General features: G+C 71.1%; 14 protein-coding genes and 1 riboswitch. Of the genes, 12 read left to right on the top strand and 2 right to left on the bottom strand.

What is annotated here, in order from left to right:
• Positions 1-76 precede the first annotated feature (76 nt).
• From AC1DVU_RS21000 to AC1DVU_RS20970, 7 genes are all read left to right on the top strand, one after another.
• Complete coding sequence (locus tag AC1DVU_RS21000; RefSeq protein WP_476924406.1) at positions 77-619, top strand: ribonuclease H family protein; 543 nt, start codon at positions 77-79, stop codon at positions 617-619.
• Positions 619-1,347: a (2Fe-2S)-binding protein gene (locus AC1DVU_RS20995; RefSeq protein ID WP_476924405.1), complete on the top strand. Its 729-nt coding sequence runs from the start codon at positions 619-621 to the stop codon at positions 1,345-1,347. The genes AC1DVU_RS21000 and AC1DVU_RS20995 overlap by 1 nt, the downstream gene beginning before the upstream one ends.
• Before the next feature lie 12 nt (positions 1,348-1,359).
• Entirely contained in the window at positions 1,360-2,238 is an 879-nt protein-coding gene (locus tag AC1DVU_RS20990; protein ID WP_476924404.1) for a nitrite reductase, read from the top strand.
• Positions 2,235-2,885 carry a precorrin-8X methylmutase gene (locus tag AC1DVU_RS20985; RefSeq protein WP_476924403.1) on the top strand — a complete coding sequence of 217 codons (651 nt, stop codon included), beginning with the start codon at positions 2,235-2,237 and terminating at the stop codon, positions 2,883-2,885. The genes AC1DVU_RS20990 and AC1DVU_RS20985 overlap by 4 nt, the downstream gene beginning before the upstream one ends.
• Positions 2,882-4,432 carry a precorrin-2 C(20)-methyltransferase gene (locus tag AC1DVU_RS20980; RefSeq protein ID WP_476924402.1) on the top strand — a complete coding sequence of 517 codons (1,551 nt, stop codon included), beginning with the start codon at positions 2,882-2,884 and terminating at the stop codon, positions 4,430-4,432. Before AC1DVU_RS20985 ends, AC1DVU_RS20980 begins: the two co-directional genes overlap by 4 nt.
• A gap of 22 nt (positions 4,433-4,454) precedes the next feature.
• Complete coding sequence (locus AC1DVU_RS20975; RefSeq protein WP_476924401.1) at positions 4,455-4,895, top strand: hypothetical protein; 441 nt, start codon at positions 4,455-4,457, stop codon at positions 4,893-4,895.
• Positions 4,896-4,958: 63 nt separating this feature from the next.
• Positions 4,959-5,843, top strand: coding sequence for a CHAD domain-containing protein (locus AC1DVU_RS20970; protein ID WP_476924400.1), 885 nt, complete (start codon positions 4,959-4,961; stop codon positions 5,841-5,843).
• Position 5,844: 1 nt separating this feature from the next.
• Here AC1DVU_RS20970 and cobM read toward each other — a convergent pair whose 3' ends face one another.
• A complete protein-coding gene (gene cobM / locus AC1DVU_RS20965) occupies positions 5,845-6,603 on the bottom strand; it encodes a precorrin-4 C(11)-methyltransferase (protein ID WP_476924399.1) in 759 nt (252 codons plus the stop codon).
• A complete protein-coding gene (gene cbiE, locus AC1DVU_RS20960) occupies positions 6,600-7,832 on the bottom strand; it encodes a precorrin-6y C5,15-methyltransferase (decarboxylating) subunit CbiE (RefSeq protein ID WP_476924398.1) in 1,233 nt (410 codons plus the stop codon). Before cbiE ends, cobM begins: the two co-directional genes overlap by 4 nt.
• A gap of 73 nt (positions 7,833-7,905) precedes the next feature.
• A riboswitch (cobalamin riboswitch) is annotated at positions 7,906-8,038 on the top strand.
• 46 nt (positions 8,039-8,084) lie between these two features.
• Between cbiE and AC1DVU_RS20955 the strand changes: the two genes are divergently transcribed.
• The 5 genes from AC1DVU_RS20955 to AC1DVU_RS20935 are packed head-to-tail and all read left to right on the top strand — an operon-like array spanning position 8,085 to position 14,593.
• A complete protein-coding gene (locus AC1DVU_RS20955; protein ID WP_476924397.1) occupies positions 8,085-10,127 on the top strand; it encodes a putative cobaltochelatase in 2,043 nt (680 codons plus the stop codon).
• Complete coding sequence (cobO, locus tag AC1DVU_RS20950) at positions 10,127-10,741, top strand: cob(I)yrinic acid a,c-diamide adenosyltransferase (protein WP_476924396.1); 615 nt, start codon at positions 10,127-10,129, stop codon at positions 10,739-10,741. Before AC1DVU_RS20955 ends, cobO begins: the two co-directional genes overlap by 1 nt.
• Positions 10,735-13,173, top strand: a complete 2,439-nt coding sequence (locus tag AC1DVU_RS20945; RefSeq protein ID WP_476924395.1) for a cobyrinate a,c-diamide synthase — start codon at positions 10,735-10,737, stop codon at positions 13,171-13,173. Before cobO ends, AC1DVU_RS20945 begins: the two co-directional genes overlap by 7 nt.
• Positions 13,164-14,141 carry a uroporphyrinogen-III C-methyltransferase gene (cobA, locus tag AC1DVU_RS20940; protein ID WP_476924394.1) on the top strand — a complete coding sequence of 326 codons (978 nt, stop codon included), beginning with the start codon at positions 13,164-13,166 and terminating at the stop codon, positions 14,139-14,141. Before AC1DVU_RS20945 ends, cobA begins: the two co-directional genes overlap by 10 nt.
• On the top strand, positions 14,138-14,593 hold the full coding sequence (locus tag AC1DVU_RS20935; RefSeq protein WP_476924393.1) for a histidine phosphatase family protein: 456 nt from the start codon (positions 14,138-14,140) through the stop codon (positions 14,591-14,593). The genes cobA and AC1DVU_RS20935 overlap by 4 nt, the downstream gene beginning before the upstream one ends.
• The last annotated feature ends 61 nt before the right edge of the window (positions 14,594-14,654 follow it).

The following is a 14,654-nucleotide window of genomic DNA, read 5'->3' as shown; positions in this document are numbered from 1 at the left end:
CGGCTCGGTCGCTGCGAGATTCTGGTGGACCGAGCAGCCATACTGGCGGACGACCCATCGACGCCAGGAGCAGCCCGTGACACTCGCCAGGACCCACACCGCCGTGATGCAGCTCGGGGGCGCGATCGTCGTCGGCACCGACGGCTCGTGCGTCACCAACCCGGGGCCGACCGGGTGGGCCTACGTCGCGGACGACGGCACCTCGGCCTGCGGCGGGCTGCTGCAGGGCACCAACAACATCGGCGAGCTGCTGGCGGTCGAGAACGCGCTGCGCGACTTCGCCGATCGCCCGCTCGTGATCCAGGCCGACTCGTCCTACACGATCGGCTGCTCGACGACCTGGGCCAGCGGCTGGGCCCGCAACGGCTGGCGCAACTCCAAGAAGGAGATCGTCGCCAACGTCGAGATCGTCCAGGCGATCTACGCGCTGATGCAGGCACGCCGCGACTCCGACGCCCCGGTGTTCTTCCAGAAGGTCAAGGCCCACCTCACGGACCTGACCGTGTGGCCGCTCAACGTCGCCGCCGATGCACTCGCGGGTCAGGCGTCCGCACGGGCGGCGCGCGGAGACGTCTCCGAAGTACGTACGACAGGGCTGCTCAGCGGCACCAACGGCTGATGCCCGGCATGGACGATGCGGCGCTCGACCTCGCTGCCGAGGTCGGCCCGTTCTTCGTCCTCGAGCGGTGGGCGCCCGATGCCGGCTGGCGCCCGCTGCGGGAGCTCGTGGAGAGCCCCGAAGCGCTGGTGGAGCGCGTCGCTGCGGCTCGCGAGATGCTCGCCGAGCGGTCGGGCGTCGCGGTCGACGAGATCGAGGAGCGCGCCACCGCGTCGATCGTCTTCCTCGGCCTGGCTGCCCGGCTCGTGTCACCGGCCTTCGCCTGCGCGGTGCTCGCCGATCGCGTCCCGGACCTGCAGCTCGATGGGTTGTGGTGGAAGCCGACAGTCGGCGGGCCGTGGCCGATGGCGCGCTCCGACGCCGAGGGGTCGGAGGCGGCCGGCGACCTCGCCGACGACCTCGATGACAGGATCCTGCGGCCGATCGTCGCTCCGGTGCTGGATGCCTTCGGGCGTACGTTCTCGCTGTCGCCACAGGTGCTCTGGGGCAATGTCGCCTCGAGCCTCGCCGGTGCGCTGACGATGTTGCGCACGGCGCGTCCCGATCGGGCCGCCGCCGCGACGCAGCTCCTCGAGCAGCTCCTCGAGCACGGCACGCTCGCCGGAACCGGCGACCTCGATCCCGCGGGACCCTCATTCGTACGCCGCTCGTGCTGCCTGTTCTACCGCGTGCCCGGCGCGGGGATCTGCGGCGACTGCGTGCTGGACGAGGCGCCAAAGCCCGCGTGACACCATGACGGGGTGACGAATCGCTCCCATGCCGACCGGTGCCCCGGCGTCCTGCGCCCATGGATCGCGGACGACGGCGCGATCGTGCGGCTGCGGCTCATCGGTGGCGTGCTGCCGACCTCGGCCCTGCGCGACCTGGTCGGCATCGCAGCGGATTTCGCCGACGGCACGATCCTGCTGACGAAGCGGACCAACCTGCAGCTCCGCGGCATCGAGCACTCGGACGGGTGCGTGCCCGCGGTGCTGGTCGACGCGATCGCCGAGACCGGGTTGCTGCCGTCGCCGAGCCATGAGCTGGTGCGCAACATCATGGTGTCGCCCCTCACCGGCCGCCTCGGCGGACGTGCCGACCTCCGGGCGACGGCGCGCGAGCTGGACCACCTGCTGTGCGCCGAGCCGGACTTCGCAGGCCTCGCCGGGCGCTTCCTGTTCGTCCTCGACGACGGTCGCGGCGACATCGCCTCGCGCACCCTCGACCTCGGGCTGATGGCGGTCGATGCCGAGACCGTCCAGCTCCGCATCGGCTCGCACCACTGGGGGCCGCTGATCCCGCTCGACGAGGCACCCGCTGCCCTGCTGTCGTATGCCGAGGCCTTCCTCCGGCTGCGCGGCGAGGGTGACTCCGCCCTGTGGCACATCGACGAGATGCCCGAGGGCGGCGCCGAGCTGCTCGGCACGCATCATGCCCGTGATCTCCGGACCCAGGTCAGCGCGCTGCCCCCGCCGTACGGCATCATCGCGCAGGACGACGGCCGCAGCGCCGACCATCTCGCGGTGCCCGACGGCCTGCTCACCCCCGAGCTCGCAGCCGAGATCCTGGATCGCGCCCGGACCGAAGTGATCGTGACGCCGTGGCGAAGCATCGTCATCCCCGACCTGGAGACGGAATGAATCCCAAGCAGCCCACACGGCACTACGACTACGTCGCCGACGGACCGGCGATCTATGTCGACTCGTTCGCCACGATCCGCGCCGAGGCCGAGCTGTCACACATCCCAGCCGACGCTGAGAAGGTCGCCGTGCGGATGGTCCATGCCTGCGGCCAGGTCGACCTGACCCGTGACCTCGACATCCACCCAGGTCTGGTCTCGGCGGCACGTGAGGCGCTCCAGGCCGGCGCGCCGATCCTGACCGACGCCAACATGGTCGCCTCCGGCGTGACCCGCACGCGACTGCCGAAGGACAACGAGGTGCTGTGCTTCCTGCGTGACGCGCGGGTGCCGGGACTGGCCAGGGCCTGGTCGACGACGCGCTCCGCGGCTGCCGTGTCGCTGTGGGAGGACCGGCTCGAGGGCGCGGTCGTCGCGTTCGGCAATGCCCCGACCGCGCTGTTCCACCTGCTCGAGATGCTGCTCGACGGTGCGCCACGGCCCGCCGCGATCATCGGTACGCCAGTGGGCTTCATCGGCGCCGCTGAGTCCAAGGAAGCCCTCGCCAGCTTCGAGCTCGACATCCCCTACCTGACGGTGCACGGTCGCCGCGGCGGATCGGCGATGGCTGCGTCGGCGCTCAACGCGATCGCCCAGGAGCAGGAGTGACCGGCCGCTTGTACGGGGTGGGGCTGGGCCCGGGCGACCCCGAGCTCATCACCCTCAAGGCGGCCCGGCTCATCGCCGAGGCGGACGTCATCGCGTTCCACGCCGGCGTCGGCAAGCAGTCCAACGCCCGCCGGATCGCCGCCGGGCTCATTCCCGACGGCGTCATCGAGGAGGAGCTGCGCTATCCGGTGACGACCGGCACCACCGAGCACGCCGGCGGGTATGCCGGTGCGATGGCGGAGTTCTACGAGGAGTCCGCCGCCCGGCTCGCCGTGCACCTCGAGGCCGGCCGCACCGTAGTCGTGCTGGCCGAGGGCGACCCTCTGTTCTACGGGTCCTACATGTACATGCACGACCGGCTCGCCGACCGGTTTGAGACCGAGGTCGTCCCGGGAGTGACGTCGTTCGCGGCGGCCACCGCGACGGTCGCGTCCCCGCTCGTACGCCAGACCGACGTCCTGACGATCCTGCCCGGCACACTCGACGAGCCCGAGCTGGCGCGCCGCCTCGCTGACACTGACGGCGCGATCATCATGAAGCTCGGCCGTACGTTCCCCAAAGTCGTCTCGGCGCTGCGCCAGGCCGGCCGGCTCGAGGGTGCGCTCTACGTCGAGCGCGCGTCGATGCCCGAGGAACGCTGGCTACCGGTCGCCGACGTCGACCCGGACACCGTGCCGTACTTCTCCCTCATCGTCGTCCCCGGCGACGCCAAGCCCATGTTGGTCCTCCCCGCTGATCGAGTGCCGCTGGGGGTCCCCCCGCGAGCGCAGCGAGCAGGGGGCGGAACGAGCGGTGTATCGAGATCAAGGGGCACAGCAGCAGAGCTCCTCGTCATCGGCCTCGGGCCCGGCCCCGACCGCTGGATCACCCCCGAGGTCACCGCGGCTCTCGCCGAGGTGCAGCACGTCGTGGGCTACGCGCCGTACGTCAACCGCGTCCCTCAGCGCGAGGGCCTGACCCGCCACGCCTCGGGCAACACCGTCGAGGTCGACCGCGCGCGACTGGCCCTCGACCTGGCGCTCAAGGGCGAACGCGTCGCCGTGGTGTCCGGCGGCGACGCCGGCATCTTTGGCATGGCCGCCGCGGTGTTCGAGGCTGCCGAGGACGAGGCATACGCCGACGTACCGATCCGCGTACTGCCCGGGCTCTCGGCCGTCCAGGTCGTCGCGGCCCGCGCCGGCGCGCCGATCGGCGGCGACTTCGCGGTCATGAGCCTGTCGGACCGGCTCAAGCCGTGGGCGCTGATCGAGAAGCGGCTGCGCGCCGTCGCCGAGGCTGACCTCGTGCTCGCGATCTACAACCCCGCCTCCCGCTCACGGACGACGCAGGTCGCCGATGCCCAGCGGATCCTGCTCGAGCACCGCGCCGGCGACACCGTCGTGGTCGTCGGCCGTGACGTCGGCCGCGACGAGGAGTCGCTGACGGTGACGACCCTGGCGGAGCTCGATCCGGCCACGATCGACATGAAGTGCCTGCTGCTCGTCGGCGCCAGCGGCACCCGCACGACGACCGCCGGCCTGACCTGGACCCCGCGCTTCACTGACTGACCAGCGCTGACAGGATGTCACCATGACAGAGGTGACGCCCGTCGGCCGCGTGTGGCGCATGTCGATGTATGCCTTGTGCGTCGTCATGGTGCTGAGCGGTCCCGGCTTCCTGGCGCTCGGCCTGCTGCTCGATGCCGACGCGTGGGCCTGCGTCCTGATCGCTGTGGTGCTGTCGCTCGTCCTGATCCCCCTCGGCGTGGCGCTCTCGTCGGACGTGCGACGGGCGGCACGCGGCATGCGCCGGCTCCAGGTCGCAGGAGTCGCCGCGACCGCCGAGATCCTCTCCATCACGTCCACGAGCTACGACGACCGCACTCGCGCAGAGCTCAGCCTGTCGATCAGCGCGCCTGGCATCGAGCCGTTCGAGGTCAGCCACACCCGCGACGGGACAGACGACCTCGAGGTGGGCGCCACGCTGGGAGCCGTCGTCGATACTACCGGTCGCTGGTACGCCCTGGTCTGAGGCGGTCCCACCGGAGGCCCCGGCCGTTACGATCGAACGAGGTACCGGGAGCGGAGGTCGTACATGGGCGATCCGACGCGCAACAGCCCTGCCTCGGTCCTGCTGATGTCCTACCTGGAGGACCAGGTCGCGATGCTCCGGCATCACGGGTCCCGCGTCCGCGAGGACGAGGCCGACGCGGTGCACAAGATGCGCATCGCGATCCGTCGCCTACGGGCGGCACTCGCGGCGTACCGAAAGCTCCTCGATCCCGATGTCGTTGCTCACCTGCGTGGAGAGCTGAGGTGGCTGGCTGGCGCGTCGGCGGTGGCGCGTGATGCGCAGGTCACGCGCGAGCGACTCACCGAGCTGCTGGTCGCCGAGCCCGCAGAGCTCATCGCCGGGCCGGTGTCCGAACGGGTCGAAGCCAAGCTCGAGGCCGCTCTCGTCGCCGGACGGCACGAGGCGGTGGCCGCGCTCGACAGCGACCGTCATGCCCGGCTGCTCGAGGCACTCGACGCGCTGCTGGCAGACCCGCCGCTGACGCCACGAGCGTCGAAGCCGGCGAAGAAGGTCCTCCCTCGCCTCGTCGCCAAGTCCGGCAAGCGGCTGGCTCGGGCGGTCGAGGTCGCGGCCGCCGTCGAGACTGCCGATCGCGACGTCGCACTGCACGAGGTCCGCAAGGGCGCCAAGCGGCTGCGCTACTCAGCCGAGGTGGCGACCCCGATCCGACCCAAGCGGGCGGCCAAGCTGGCCCGCGCCGCCCACCAGCTGCAACGGATCCTCGGCGAGCACCACGACAGCGCCGTGGTCCGCGACCTCCTGCTCGAGCTCACCGCCGACGCGCGCCGACGAGGCGAGAACGACCTCGTCTATCTGCATCTGTACGACGTGGAGGCCAACCGGGCACTCGAGTCCGAAGCCCGGTTCCTCCAGGCATGGCAGGACATGCCGAAGCTGTCGTTGTAGCTCAGCGGCGCTTGGCGGAGCGGTCGCGAGCCGGGTCGTAGAGGTACGACTCGCCACCGCGTACGTCCTCGGCGAGCGCCTTGCCGACGAGGATGACCGCCGCTTGGCGCAGCCCCGCGGCCTCGACCTGGTCGGCGATGTCGCCGAGGGTGCCGCGGAGCACGACCTCGGTGGGCTGGCTCGCATTTGCCACCACCGCCACGGGGCAGTCAGCCCCGTACGACTCCGCGAGCTCGGCGGCGAGCGTACGGGCGCGGGTGATCGCGAGGTGCAGGACCAGGGTCGAGCCGGTCGCCGCGAAGGCTGCCAGCGCCTCGCCCGATGGCATCGCCGTCGACCTGGCCTGCGTACGCGTCAGCACGACGGACTGCACGACCTCGGGCACCGTGAGCTCGGCGCCGAGCAGGGCCGCCGCTGCTGCGTATGCCGGCACGCCGGGAGTCACGTCCCACGGCACGCCATGGGCATCGAGCCGCTTGGCCTGCTCGTGCAGGGCTGAGTAGATCGAGGGGTCACCGGAGCACAGGCGTACGACCTCGAGTCCGGCCGCGTGGGCATCGACGATGCGGGCGGTGATCTGGTCGAGGTCGAGGTCCTGCGTGTCGACGAGCTGCGCACCCTCGGGGCAGTGATCGAGCACGGCGTGGTCGATGTAGGTGCCGGCGTAGACGCACACGTCCGCGGCGTTGAGCAGCGCGACGGCGCGCAGCGTGAGCAGGTCGGCCGCGCCCGGACCGGCACCGACGAAGTGGACGGTCATACGTTCTCGCCCTTCGTCACGGCCCACTGCATGATCGCGCGGGCGGGGGTCCATCCGGTGAACGTGCCGATCGGCGCTGCGTGCTCCACGTGGAGGCGGGTCAGCTCCCCGCCGAGCTGCGCGTAGCGGACCGCGAGCACCGCCTCGGTCTCGAGCGTCACACCGTGGACGACCAGGCGACCGCCCGGGCGAAGCGCTGACCAGCACGCGTCTAGCACACCGTCCTCGGTCGCGCCGCCACCGATGAAGATCGCGTGGGGCGCCTCCAGGTCCTCGAGCGCCTCGGGGGCGTGGCCGGTCCGCACCTCGAGGGACGGCACGCCGAGCATCGAGGCGTTGCGGACGATCCGCGCGGATCGGTCTTCGCGGGCCTCGATCGCGATCGCGCGGCAGGTCGGATGGGCGCGCATCCACTCGATCGCCACCGAACCGGCGCCCGCTCCGACGTCCCAGAGCAGCTGGCCCGGCAGCGGAGCGAGGCGGGCCAATGCTGAGGCGCGTACGTCCCGCTTGGTGATCTGTCCGTCGTGGTCGAAAGCGCCCTCGGGCAAGCCGGCGGTGAAGCCGAGCACCGTGGCGCCGGAGCTGACGAGCTCGACCGCGACGACATTGAGGTCAGGTGCGGCTTGATCGCCCCATGAGGCGGCGACGCCGTCCGTACGCGACTCGGTCTCCGAGCCGAGATCCGCCAGCACGGTCATGGGGCTCGCGCCGTATCCGGCCGTGGTGAGCAGTCCGGCGACCTCAGCAGGAGTCGATCCGTCGGACGACAGCACGAGCAGCCGCAGGCCGGGCGCCAGCGACCGGGCGACCAGGTGCGGGTCGCGGCCCACGAGGGTCACGACCTCGGTCGATTCGGCCGACCAGCGCATCCGGGCGCGGGCCAGGGCGACCGAGGAGAGCGCGGGCACGACCTCGACGGCATCCTTGCCGAGCAGGTCGACGAGTGTCGTCGCGATGCCGGAAACGAGCGGGTCACCCGAGGCGAGCGCGACAACGTTCTTGCCATCGTGCTTGTCGAGCAGGGCCGGCAAGCCTTCACGCAGGGGCGACGGCCAGGGCTCGCGGGTTTGGTCAGCGCCCTCGCCTGAGCTTGTCGAAGGCAGCATCGCGAGGTGCCGCTCGCCGCCGAGCACGACGTCAGCGGCTTCGACCAGCTCCTTGGCTCGGGACGTCAGTCCGGTCCAGCCGTCCGCGCCGATCCCGACGACCGTGACCTGTGTGCTCATGCGGGTGACGATATCTGCCACCCAAGGTCTGCCAACCCGGCGACCTATTGACATACGACCACAACCGTTAGTCTTGCCAGCACAGTCTTGAGGTGCCCCTCACGGGGAGAATCGGGAAGCCGGTGCAAATCCGGCACAGGGCCCGCTGCGGTGACCTGGCGTCAAACCCAGGAAGTCCGAAGACCGGCCTCGAGGCTGACTGGCGGACGCAACCGTGCCCGTCATCGATGGCAGATCGAGCGGGAGCCCCATATGCCACAGCACTACCCCTTCAGCGCCGTCGTCGGATCCGACGACATGGCGCTTGCCCTGACCCTCTCGACGATCTCGCCTGCGATCGGCGGCGTGCTCGTGCGCGGCGAGAAGGGCACCGCCAAGTCGACCATGGTCCGCGCGCTCGCCTCCGTGCTGCCGCCGATCGACGTGATCGCCGGCGACAGGTTCTCGACCGACCCGCGCGAGTCGAACCCACTGTCCCCCGACGGCCCGTTCGCCGCCGATGTCGACGTCGAGACCCGGCCTGTACGCCTGGTGGAGCTGCCGGTCGGTGCGACCGAGGACCGCGTGCTGGGCTCGCTGCACCTCGAGAAGGCGCTGTCGGACGGGATCACCGAGTACGAGCCCGGGCTCCTCGCGCGGGCGCACCGCGGCATCCTCTACGTCGACGAGGTCAACCTGCTGCACGACCACCTCGTCGACCTGCTGCTCGACGCCGCCGCGATGGGCCGCTCGACGGTCGAGCGCGACGGTGTCTCGGTCGAGCACGCCGCCCGCTTCGTGCTCGTCGGCACCATGAACCCCGAGGAGGGCGAGCTCCGCCCGCAGCTGCTCGACCGGTTCGGCCTGACGGTCGAGGTCGCGGCACCGCGTGATCCCTCGACGCGCGTCGAGGTCGTACGCCGGCGGCTGGCGTACGAGGCCGATCCTGACGCCTTCGCCGCGAGGTACGCCGAGGACGAGGCCACGCTGACCGATCGCATCCAGTCGGCGCAGAAGCTCGTCGACCAGGTCGACCTCAGCGACTGGGCGCTGCTCAAGATCGCTGAGGTTTGTGCCGCGTTCGAGGTCGACGGCATGCGCGCCGACATCGTCACGGCCCGCGCCGCTGCCGCTCACGCCGCGTGGAACGGGCGTACGAGCGTGCTGCGCGAGGACATCCGCGCTGCGGCCAGGCTGGCCCTGCCGCACCGTCGCCGGCGCAACCCGTTCGACGCTCCCGGCATCGACGAGGACCTGCTCGACCAGATCCTCGGCGACGACGAGCCGCCGCCGGAGCCCGAGGGCGACGGCACCGACGACGCTGAGACCCAGGAGTCCCAGGCCTCCGAGTCAGAGTCACCCTCCGAGCCGGGTTCCGACCCCGCTGAGAGTGACGCTTTTGATGGGACACGCCGGGAGGATCCTCAAGAGCGTCACTCCCAGCGCGAACAGCAGCAGGAGCAGCAGCCGGGTGGGGCCGATGAGGTCACGGTTGCGGCACCGCAGCAGCCCTACCGGCCCCGGCTGTTCACCGTCGGCGGCACCGGCGCAGGTGAGTCCGGCAAGCGTTCACGGGCGATCACCAAGACCGGCCGGCGCATCGGCGCCCAACGGCGTACCGGCCAGGGCGGCTCGATCCACCTCATGGAGACGATCCGCGCCGCGGCGCCGCACCAGCACGCCCGCGGCCGCGTCGACAACCTGCAGTTCCGCGCCGACGACCTGCGACTCGCGGTCAAGGAGGGACACGAGTCCAACCTGATCCTGTTCTGCGTCGACGCCTCCGGCTCGATGGCCGCGCGCAAGCGCATGGAGCAGGTCAAGACCGCGATCCTGTCGCTGCTGATGGACGCCTACCAGCGCCGCGACAAGGTCGGGCTCATCACGTTTCGCCAGGACGGCGCCGAGCTCGCGCTCCCGCCGACCGGCTCGATCGACATCGCCGCGACCCGGCTCGCCGAGCTGCCCGCCGGTGGCCGCACGCCGCTGGCCGAGGCGCTGCTCAAGACCGCCGACGTGCTGCGACTCGAGCGCGTACGCGACCCGCGCCGCCGACCCCTGCTCGTCGTCATCACCGACGGCCGGGCGACGTACGGCGACAACGCCCTCGCCCGCGCGCACCAGGTTGCCAAGCACCTCGGCGCGACCGGACTCGCCAGCCTGGTCATCGACTGCGAGACCGGGAAGTTCCGCATGGGCCTCGCGCACCAGCTGGCCGACCACCTGATGGCCGAGTACGTACCCCTCGGCGAAGTCAGCGCGTCCGCGCTCACCGATGTCGTCCGCTCCGGCCTCCACGAGACGGGAGCCGCCTGATGCCCAAGGGTCAGCCGGTTGCCGTCCCCGACGACGGCCTCACCACCAGGCAGCGCCGAAACCGACCGCTGCTGATGGTCCACACGGGCAACGGCAAGGGCAAGTCGACCGCAGCGTTCGGCCTCGCGATCCGCTCGTGGAACCAGGGGTGGAACGTCGGCGTCTTCCAGTTCGTCAAGTCCGCCAAGTGGCGCATCGGCGAGCAGACTGTGCTCGAACGCCTCGGCCAGCTGCACGAGGAGACCGGCGAGGGCGGACCCGTCGAGTGGCACAAGATGGGCTCCGGCTGGTCGTGGTCGCGCAAGGAGGGCTCCGACGAGGACCATGCCGCCGACGCCGCCGAGGGCTGGGCCGAGGTCAAGCGCCGCATCGCCGCCGAGACGCACGACCTCTATGTGCTCGACGAGTTCACGTATCCCATGAAGTGGGGCTGGGTCGACGTCGACGACGTCGTCGAGACCCTCGCCAACCGGCCCGGCCGGCAGTACGTCGTCATCACCGGCCGCAACGCCGACCCCAAGCTCGTCGAGATCGCCGACCTGGTGACCGAGATGCAGCACGTCAAGCACCCGTTCGACAACGGCCAGAAGGGTCAGCGGGGCATCGAATGGTAGGCCTCCCCCGGCTGATCGTTGCCGCACCCGCCTCGGGCCACGGCAAGACGACCGTCGCCACGGGTTTGATGGCGGCGCTGTCCCGCGGCGGCCACGACGTGTCCGGCCACAAGGTCGGCCCCGACTACATCGACCCCGGCTATCACGCGCTCGCCACCGGCAAGCCCGGCCGCAACCTCGACCCGCACCTCGTCGGCGAGGAACGCCTCGTCCCGCTGCTCCTGCACGGCGCTCGTGGCGCCGACCTCGCGATCATCGAGGGCGTCATGGGCCTGTACGACGGACAGATCGGCGGCGAAGGATTCGCCTCGACCGCTCACGTCGCCACCGTCACGCGTACGCCCGTGGTCCTGGTCGTCGACATCTCGCACGCCTCCCGCTCGATCGCCGCGCTGGTGCAGGGCATGGTCGCGTTCGACCCGTCCGTGCGCATCGTCGGCGTGATCCTCAACAAGGCCGGTTCGCCGCGGCATGCCGGAGAGGTCATCAGCGCGCTCGAGTCGACCGGGCTTCCAGTGCTCGGCGTGCTGCAGCGCGACGACGGCATCGTCGCCCCGTCGCGTCACCTCGGGCTCGTACCAGCCGCCGAGCGTGACGACGCAGCGCACGCCCTGGACCGGCTCGCCGCCCAGATCGCCGAGAAGATCGATCTCGAGCAGCTCCTGGCCCTTGCCCACTCCGCGCCAGACCTGGACGCCGAGCCCTGGGATGCGGCCAACGAGATCAGCGCCCCTTCCGAGGGCCGGCCGGTCGTGGCGATGGCGGGCGGGCGTGCCTTCACGTTCCGCTATGCCGAGACCGAGGAGCTGCTCCGCGCGGCCGGCTGCGACGTGGTGACGTTCGACCCGCTCGCCGACGAAGCGCTGCCAGAAGGCACRGCCGGGCTCTACCTCGGCGGCGGCTTCCCCGAGGTGCACGCCGCCGGGCTGTCCGCCAACGCGCCGCTTCGTGAGGCCCTGCGGGCAGCGGTCGACTCCGGCATGCCGACGTACGCCGAGTGCGCCGGGCTGCTCTACCTCTGCCGCACGGTCGACGACATGCCGATGGTCGGCGCCCTCGATGCCGAGGCGGTCATGACGCCGAGGCTCACCCTCTCGTACCGCACCGCGATCGTCCCCGCCGACCAGCTGACCGGTGTGGCGGGAACCCGGGTCACCGGCCACGAGTTCCACCGGACCACGGTCACCCCGGCCTCAGCCGAGGCTGCCTGGCTGGTCGACGGACAGCCACACGGCTTCGGCTCAGCGACGCTGCACGCCTCGTACCTCCACACCCACTGGGCCGGTCACCCGAAGATGGCGCAGCGCTTCGCCGAAGCCGTGCACGCGTACGTGCCGAGTTCGGTGGTTGAGGAGGCGAGGAACGAGGCGTCTCGAAACCACGGTGGTTTCGAGGCTCCGCTTCGCTCCGCACCTCAACCACCGGATCTCGCGTTCCATGGGGATCGCGAGCTCTCCTCCGACCTCATCGACTTTGCGGTCAACATCCACGACGACGTACGCCCGCAGTGGCTCGACGTGGCGCTGCGCGACAGCCTCGCCGACATCGGTGCCTACCCCAACGCCGAGGCAGCGCAGCACGCCATCGCCAAGCGCCATGGCCGCCGCACCGACGAGGTGCTGCCGACCGCCGGAGCCGCCGAGGCCTTCGGGCTCATCGCCCGGGCTCGCGCCTGGCGCCGGCCCGTCGTGGTGCACCCCCAGTTCACCGAGCCCGACGTCGCCCTGGCCGCTGCCGGCCATCACCCCGAGCACGTCCTCACCGATCCCGCGAACGGTTTCGTCCTCGACCCAGCACAGGTTCCCGAGGACGCCGACCTCGTCATGATCGGCAACCCCACGAACCCCACCAGCGTCCTGCACCCCGAGCAGTCGCTGCGCCGCCTCATGCGACCAGGACGCGTCGTGGTGGTCGACGAGGCGTTCATGGACTCCGTCCCCGACGAGCGTCACTCGCTAGCGGCGATCCCCGACCCGGGACTCCTCGTCGTCCGCAGCCTCACCAAGCTGTGGTCGATCCCCGGCATCCGCGCCGGGTATGTCCTGGGGTCGCCGCAGCTGCTCGCCGAGCTCAAGGCCCACCAGGCGCCGTGGTCGGTCTCCACCGCCGCGATCGCCGCGATGATCGCAACGGCAACGCCCGAAGCGCTCGCCGAAGCCGCGAAGCGTACGAACAAGATCGCGCAGCACCGCCGCGTCCTGACCGACGGCCTGACCGAGCTCGGCATCCATCATGTGCCCGCCGCCGCACCGTACGTGCTCGCCAAGGTCGGCCTCGGCGCCCATGACCGGCTCCGGGCTGCGGGCTATGCGGTTCGGCGCGCCGACACGTTCCCGGGCCTCGACGGCACGTGGGTACGCATTGCGGTGCGCAAGCCCGACACCACTCGCAAGCTGCTGGCCACGTTGCGGATCGAGGGACCATGGACCTGACCCCCGGCACCTCCGCCCTCGTCATCGGCGGCGACGCGCGCGCCGCGGCGCAGGTCGCGATCCTGCTGGCCGCCGACGCCGTCGTCACCGTGGTCGCGCCGACGGCCACGGCCGCGATCGAGGACCTCGCGGACCGCGGGCTGATCACCTGGCACGCACGCGAGGCCGACCTGAGCGACGTCCACCAGGCCGGCATCGTCCTCACCCAGCACGCCGACCGCACCGCACCCGACCAGATCCTCGACACCGGTGTCGTGACCCTGGTCGGCGGCGGCCCCGGCGATCCGGGCCTCGTGACGGTCGCCGGACGCGAGGCGATCGAGAACGCCGACGTCATCGTCACCGACCGGCTCGCCCCGCTCGCGGCTCTGGCGTGGGCCCGGCCCGACGCCGAGATCATCGACGTCGCCAAGATCCCCGGCGGCCGGTCGACGAGCCAGGACGAGATCAACCAGCTGCTCGTCGAGCACGCCAAGTCCGGCAAGAACGTCGTGCGCTTCAAAGGCGGCGACAACTTCGTGTTCGGCCGCGGCAGCGAAGAGCTCCTGGCCTGCCTGCACGCGGGCATCGAGACACGGGTTGTCCCCGGCGTCAGCTCGGCGATCGCCGCCCCGGCACTCGCAGGCATACCCGTCACGCATCGCGGCCTCACGCAGGGCTTCACCGTGATCTCCGGCCACGTGCCGCCCGGACACCCCGACTCGACGCTCGACTACGCCGCCCTCGCCGCCTCCGGCACGACGATCGTGGTGCTGATGGGCGTACGCACGCTCAGCGCGATCTGCGCCGCCCTCGCTGAGGGGGGCCTCGACCCCGAGACGCCTGCCGCAGTCATCGCCGACGGCACGATGCCGAGCCAGCGGGTCGTACGCGCGACGCTCGCCACGATCGACGAGGCGGCCGCCGACCTCGGCGCTCCGGCCGTCGCGGTGATCGGCGACGTTGCCGACATCGAAGGACTCGCATGATCCTCTGGGTGCGCCACGGCCAGTCCACGTGGAACGTCATCGACCGCATGCAGGGGCACGAGCTGAGCCCGCCGCTGACCGAGCTCGGTCGCGCGCAGGCGGCACAGACCGCCGCCCTGCTGGCCGATCGCGGTGTCGTACGCGTCCTCAGCTCACCCGCCGTGCGCGCGAGGCAGACCGCCGACATCATCGCCGAACAGCTCGGGCTCGAGGTCGTCGAGGAGCCGCTGCTGCTGGAGAAGGGTCTCGACGAGGACTACTCGTCGGTGCTGGTCCGCGTGCAGCAGCTGCTGGAGCAGGACCTGCCCCACCACACCGTCGCGGTCAGCCATGGCGACACCATCGGTCTTGCCGTCGGACTGCTCAGTGGCCAGCGGCCTGAGCTTCCGGCGAACGGTTCCATCACGCAAGTCGATCCCGACACTCGACAGGTCGCGGTCGCCATGCCCTAGGATGACTTCACCGAGGTCGAGGAAGCCGGTGGGACTCCGGCGCAGTAGCGCTACTGTGACA

The sequence above is a fragment of the Aeromicrobium sp. P2_G6 genome, from assembly GCF_056403535.1.
Note: the sequence above shows the minus strand (reverse complement) of the source record. Positions and strands in the feature narration are given on the sequence as shown.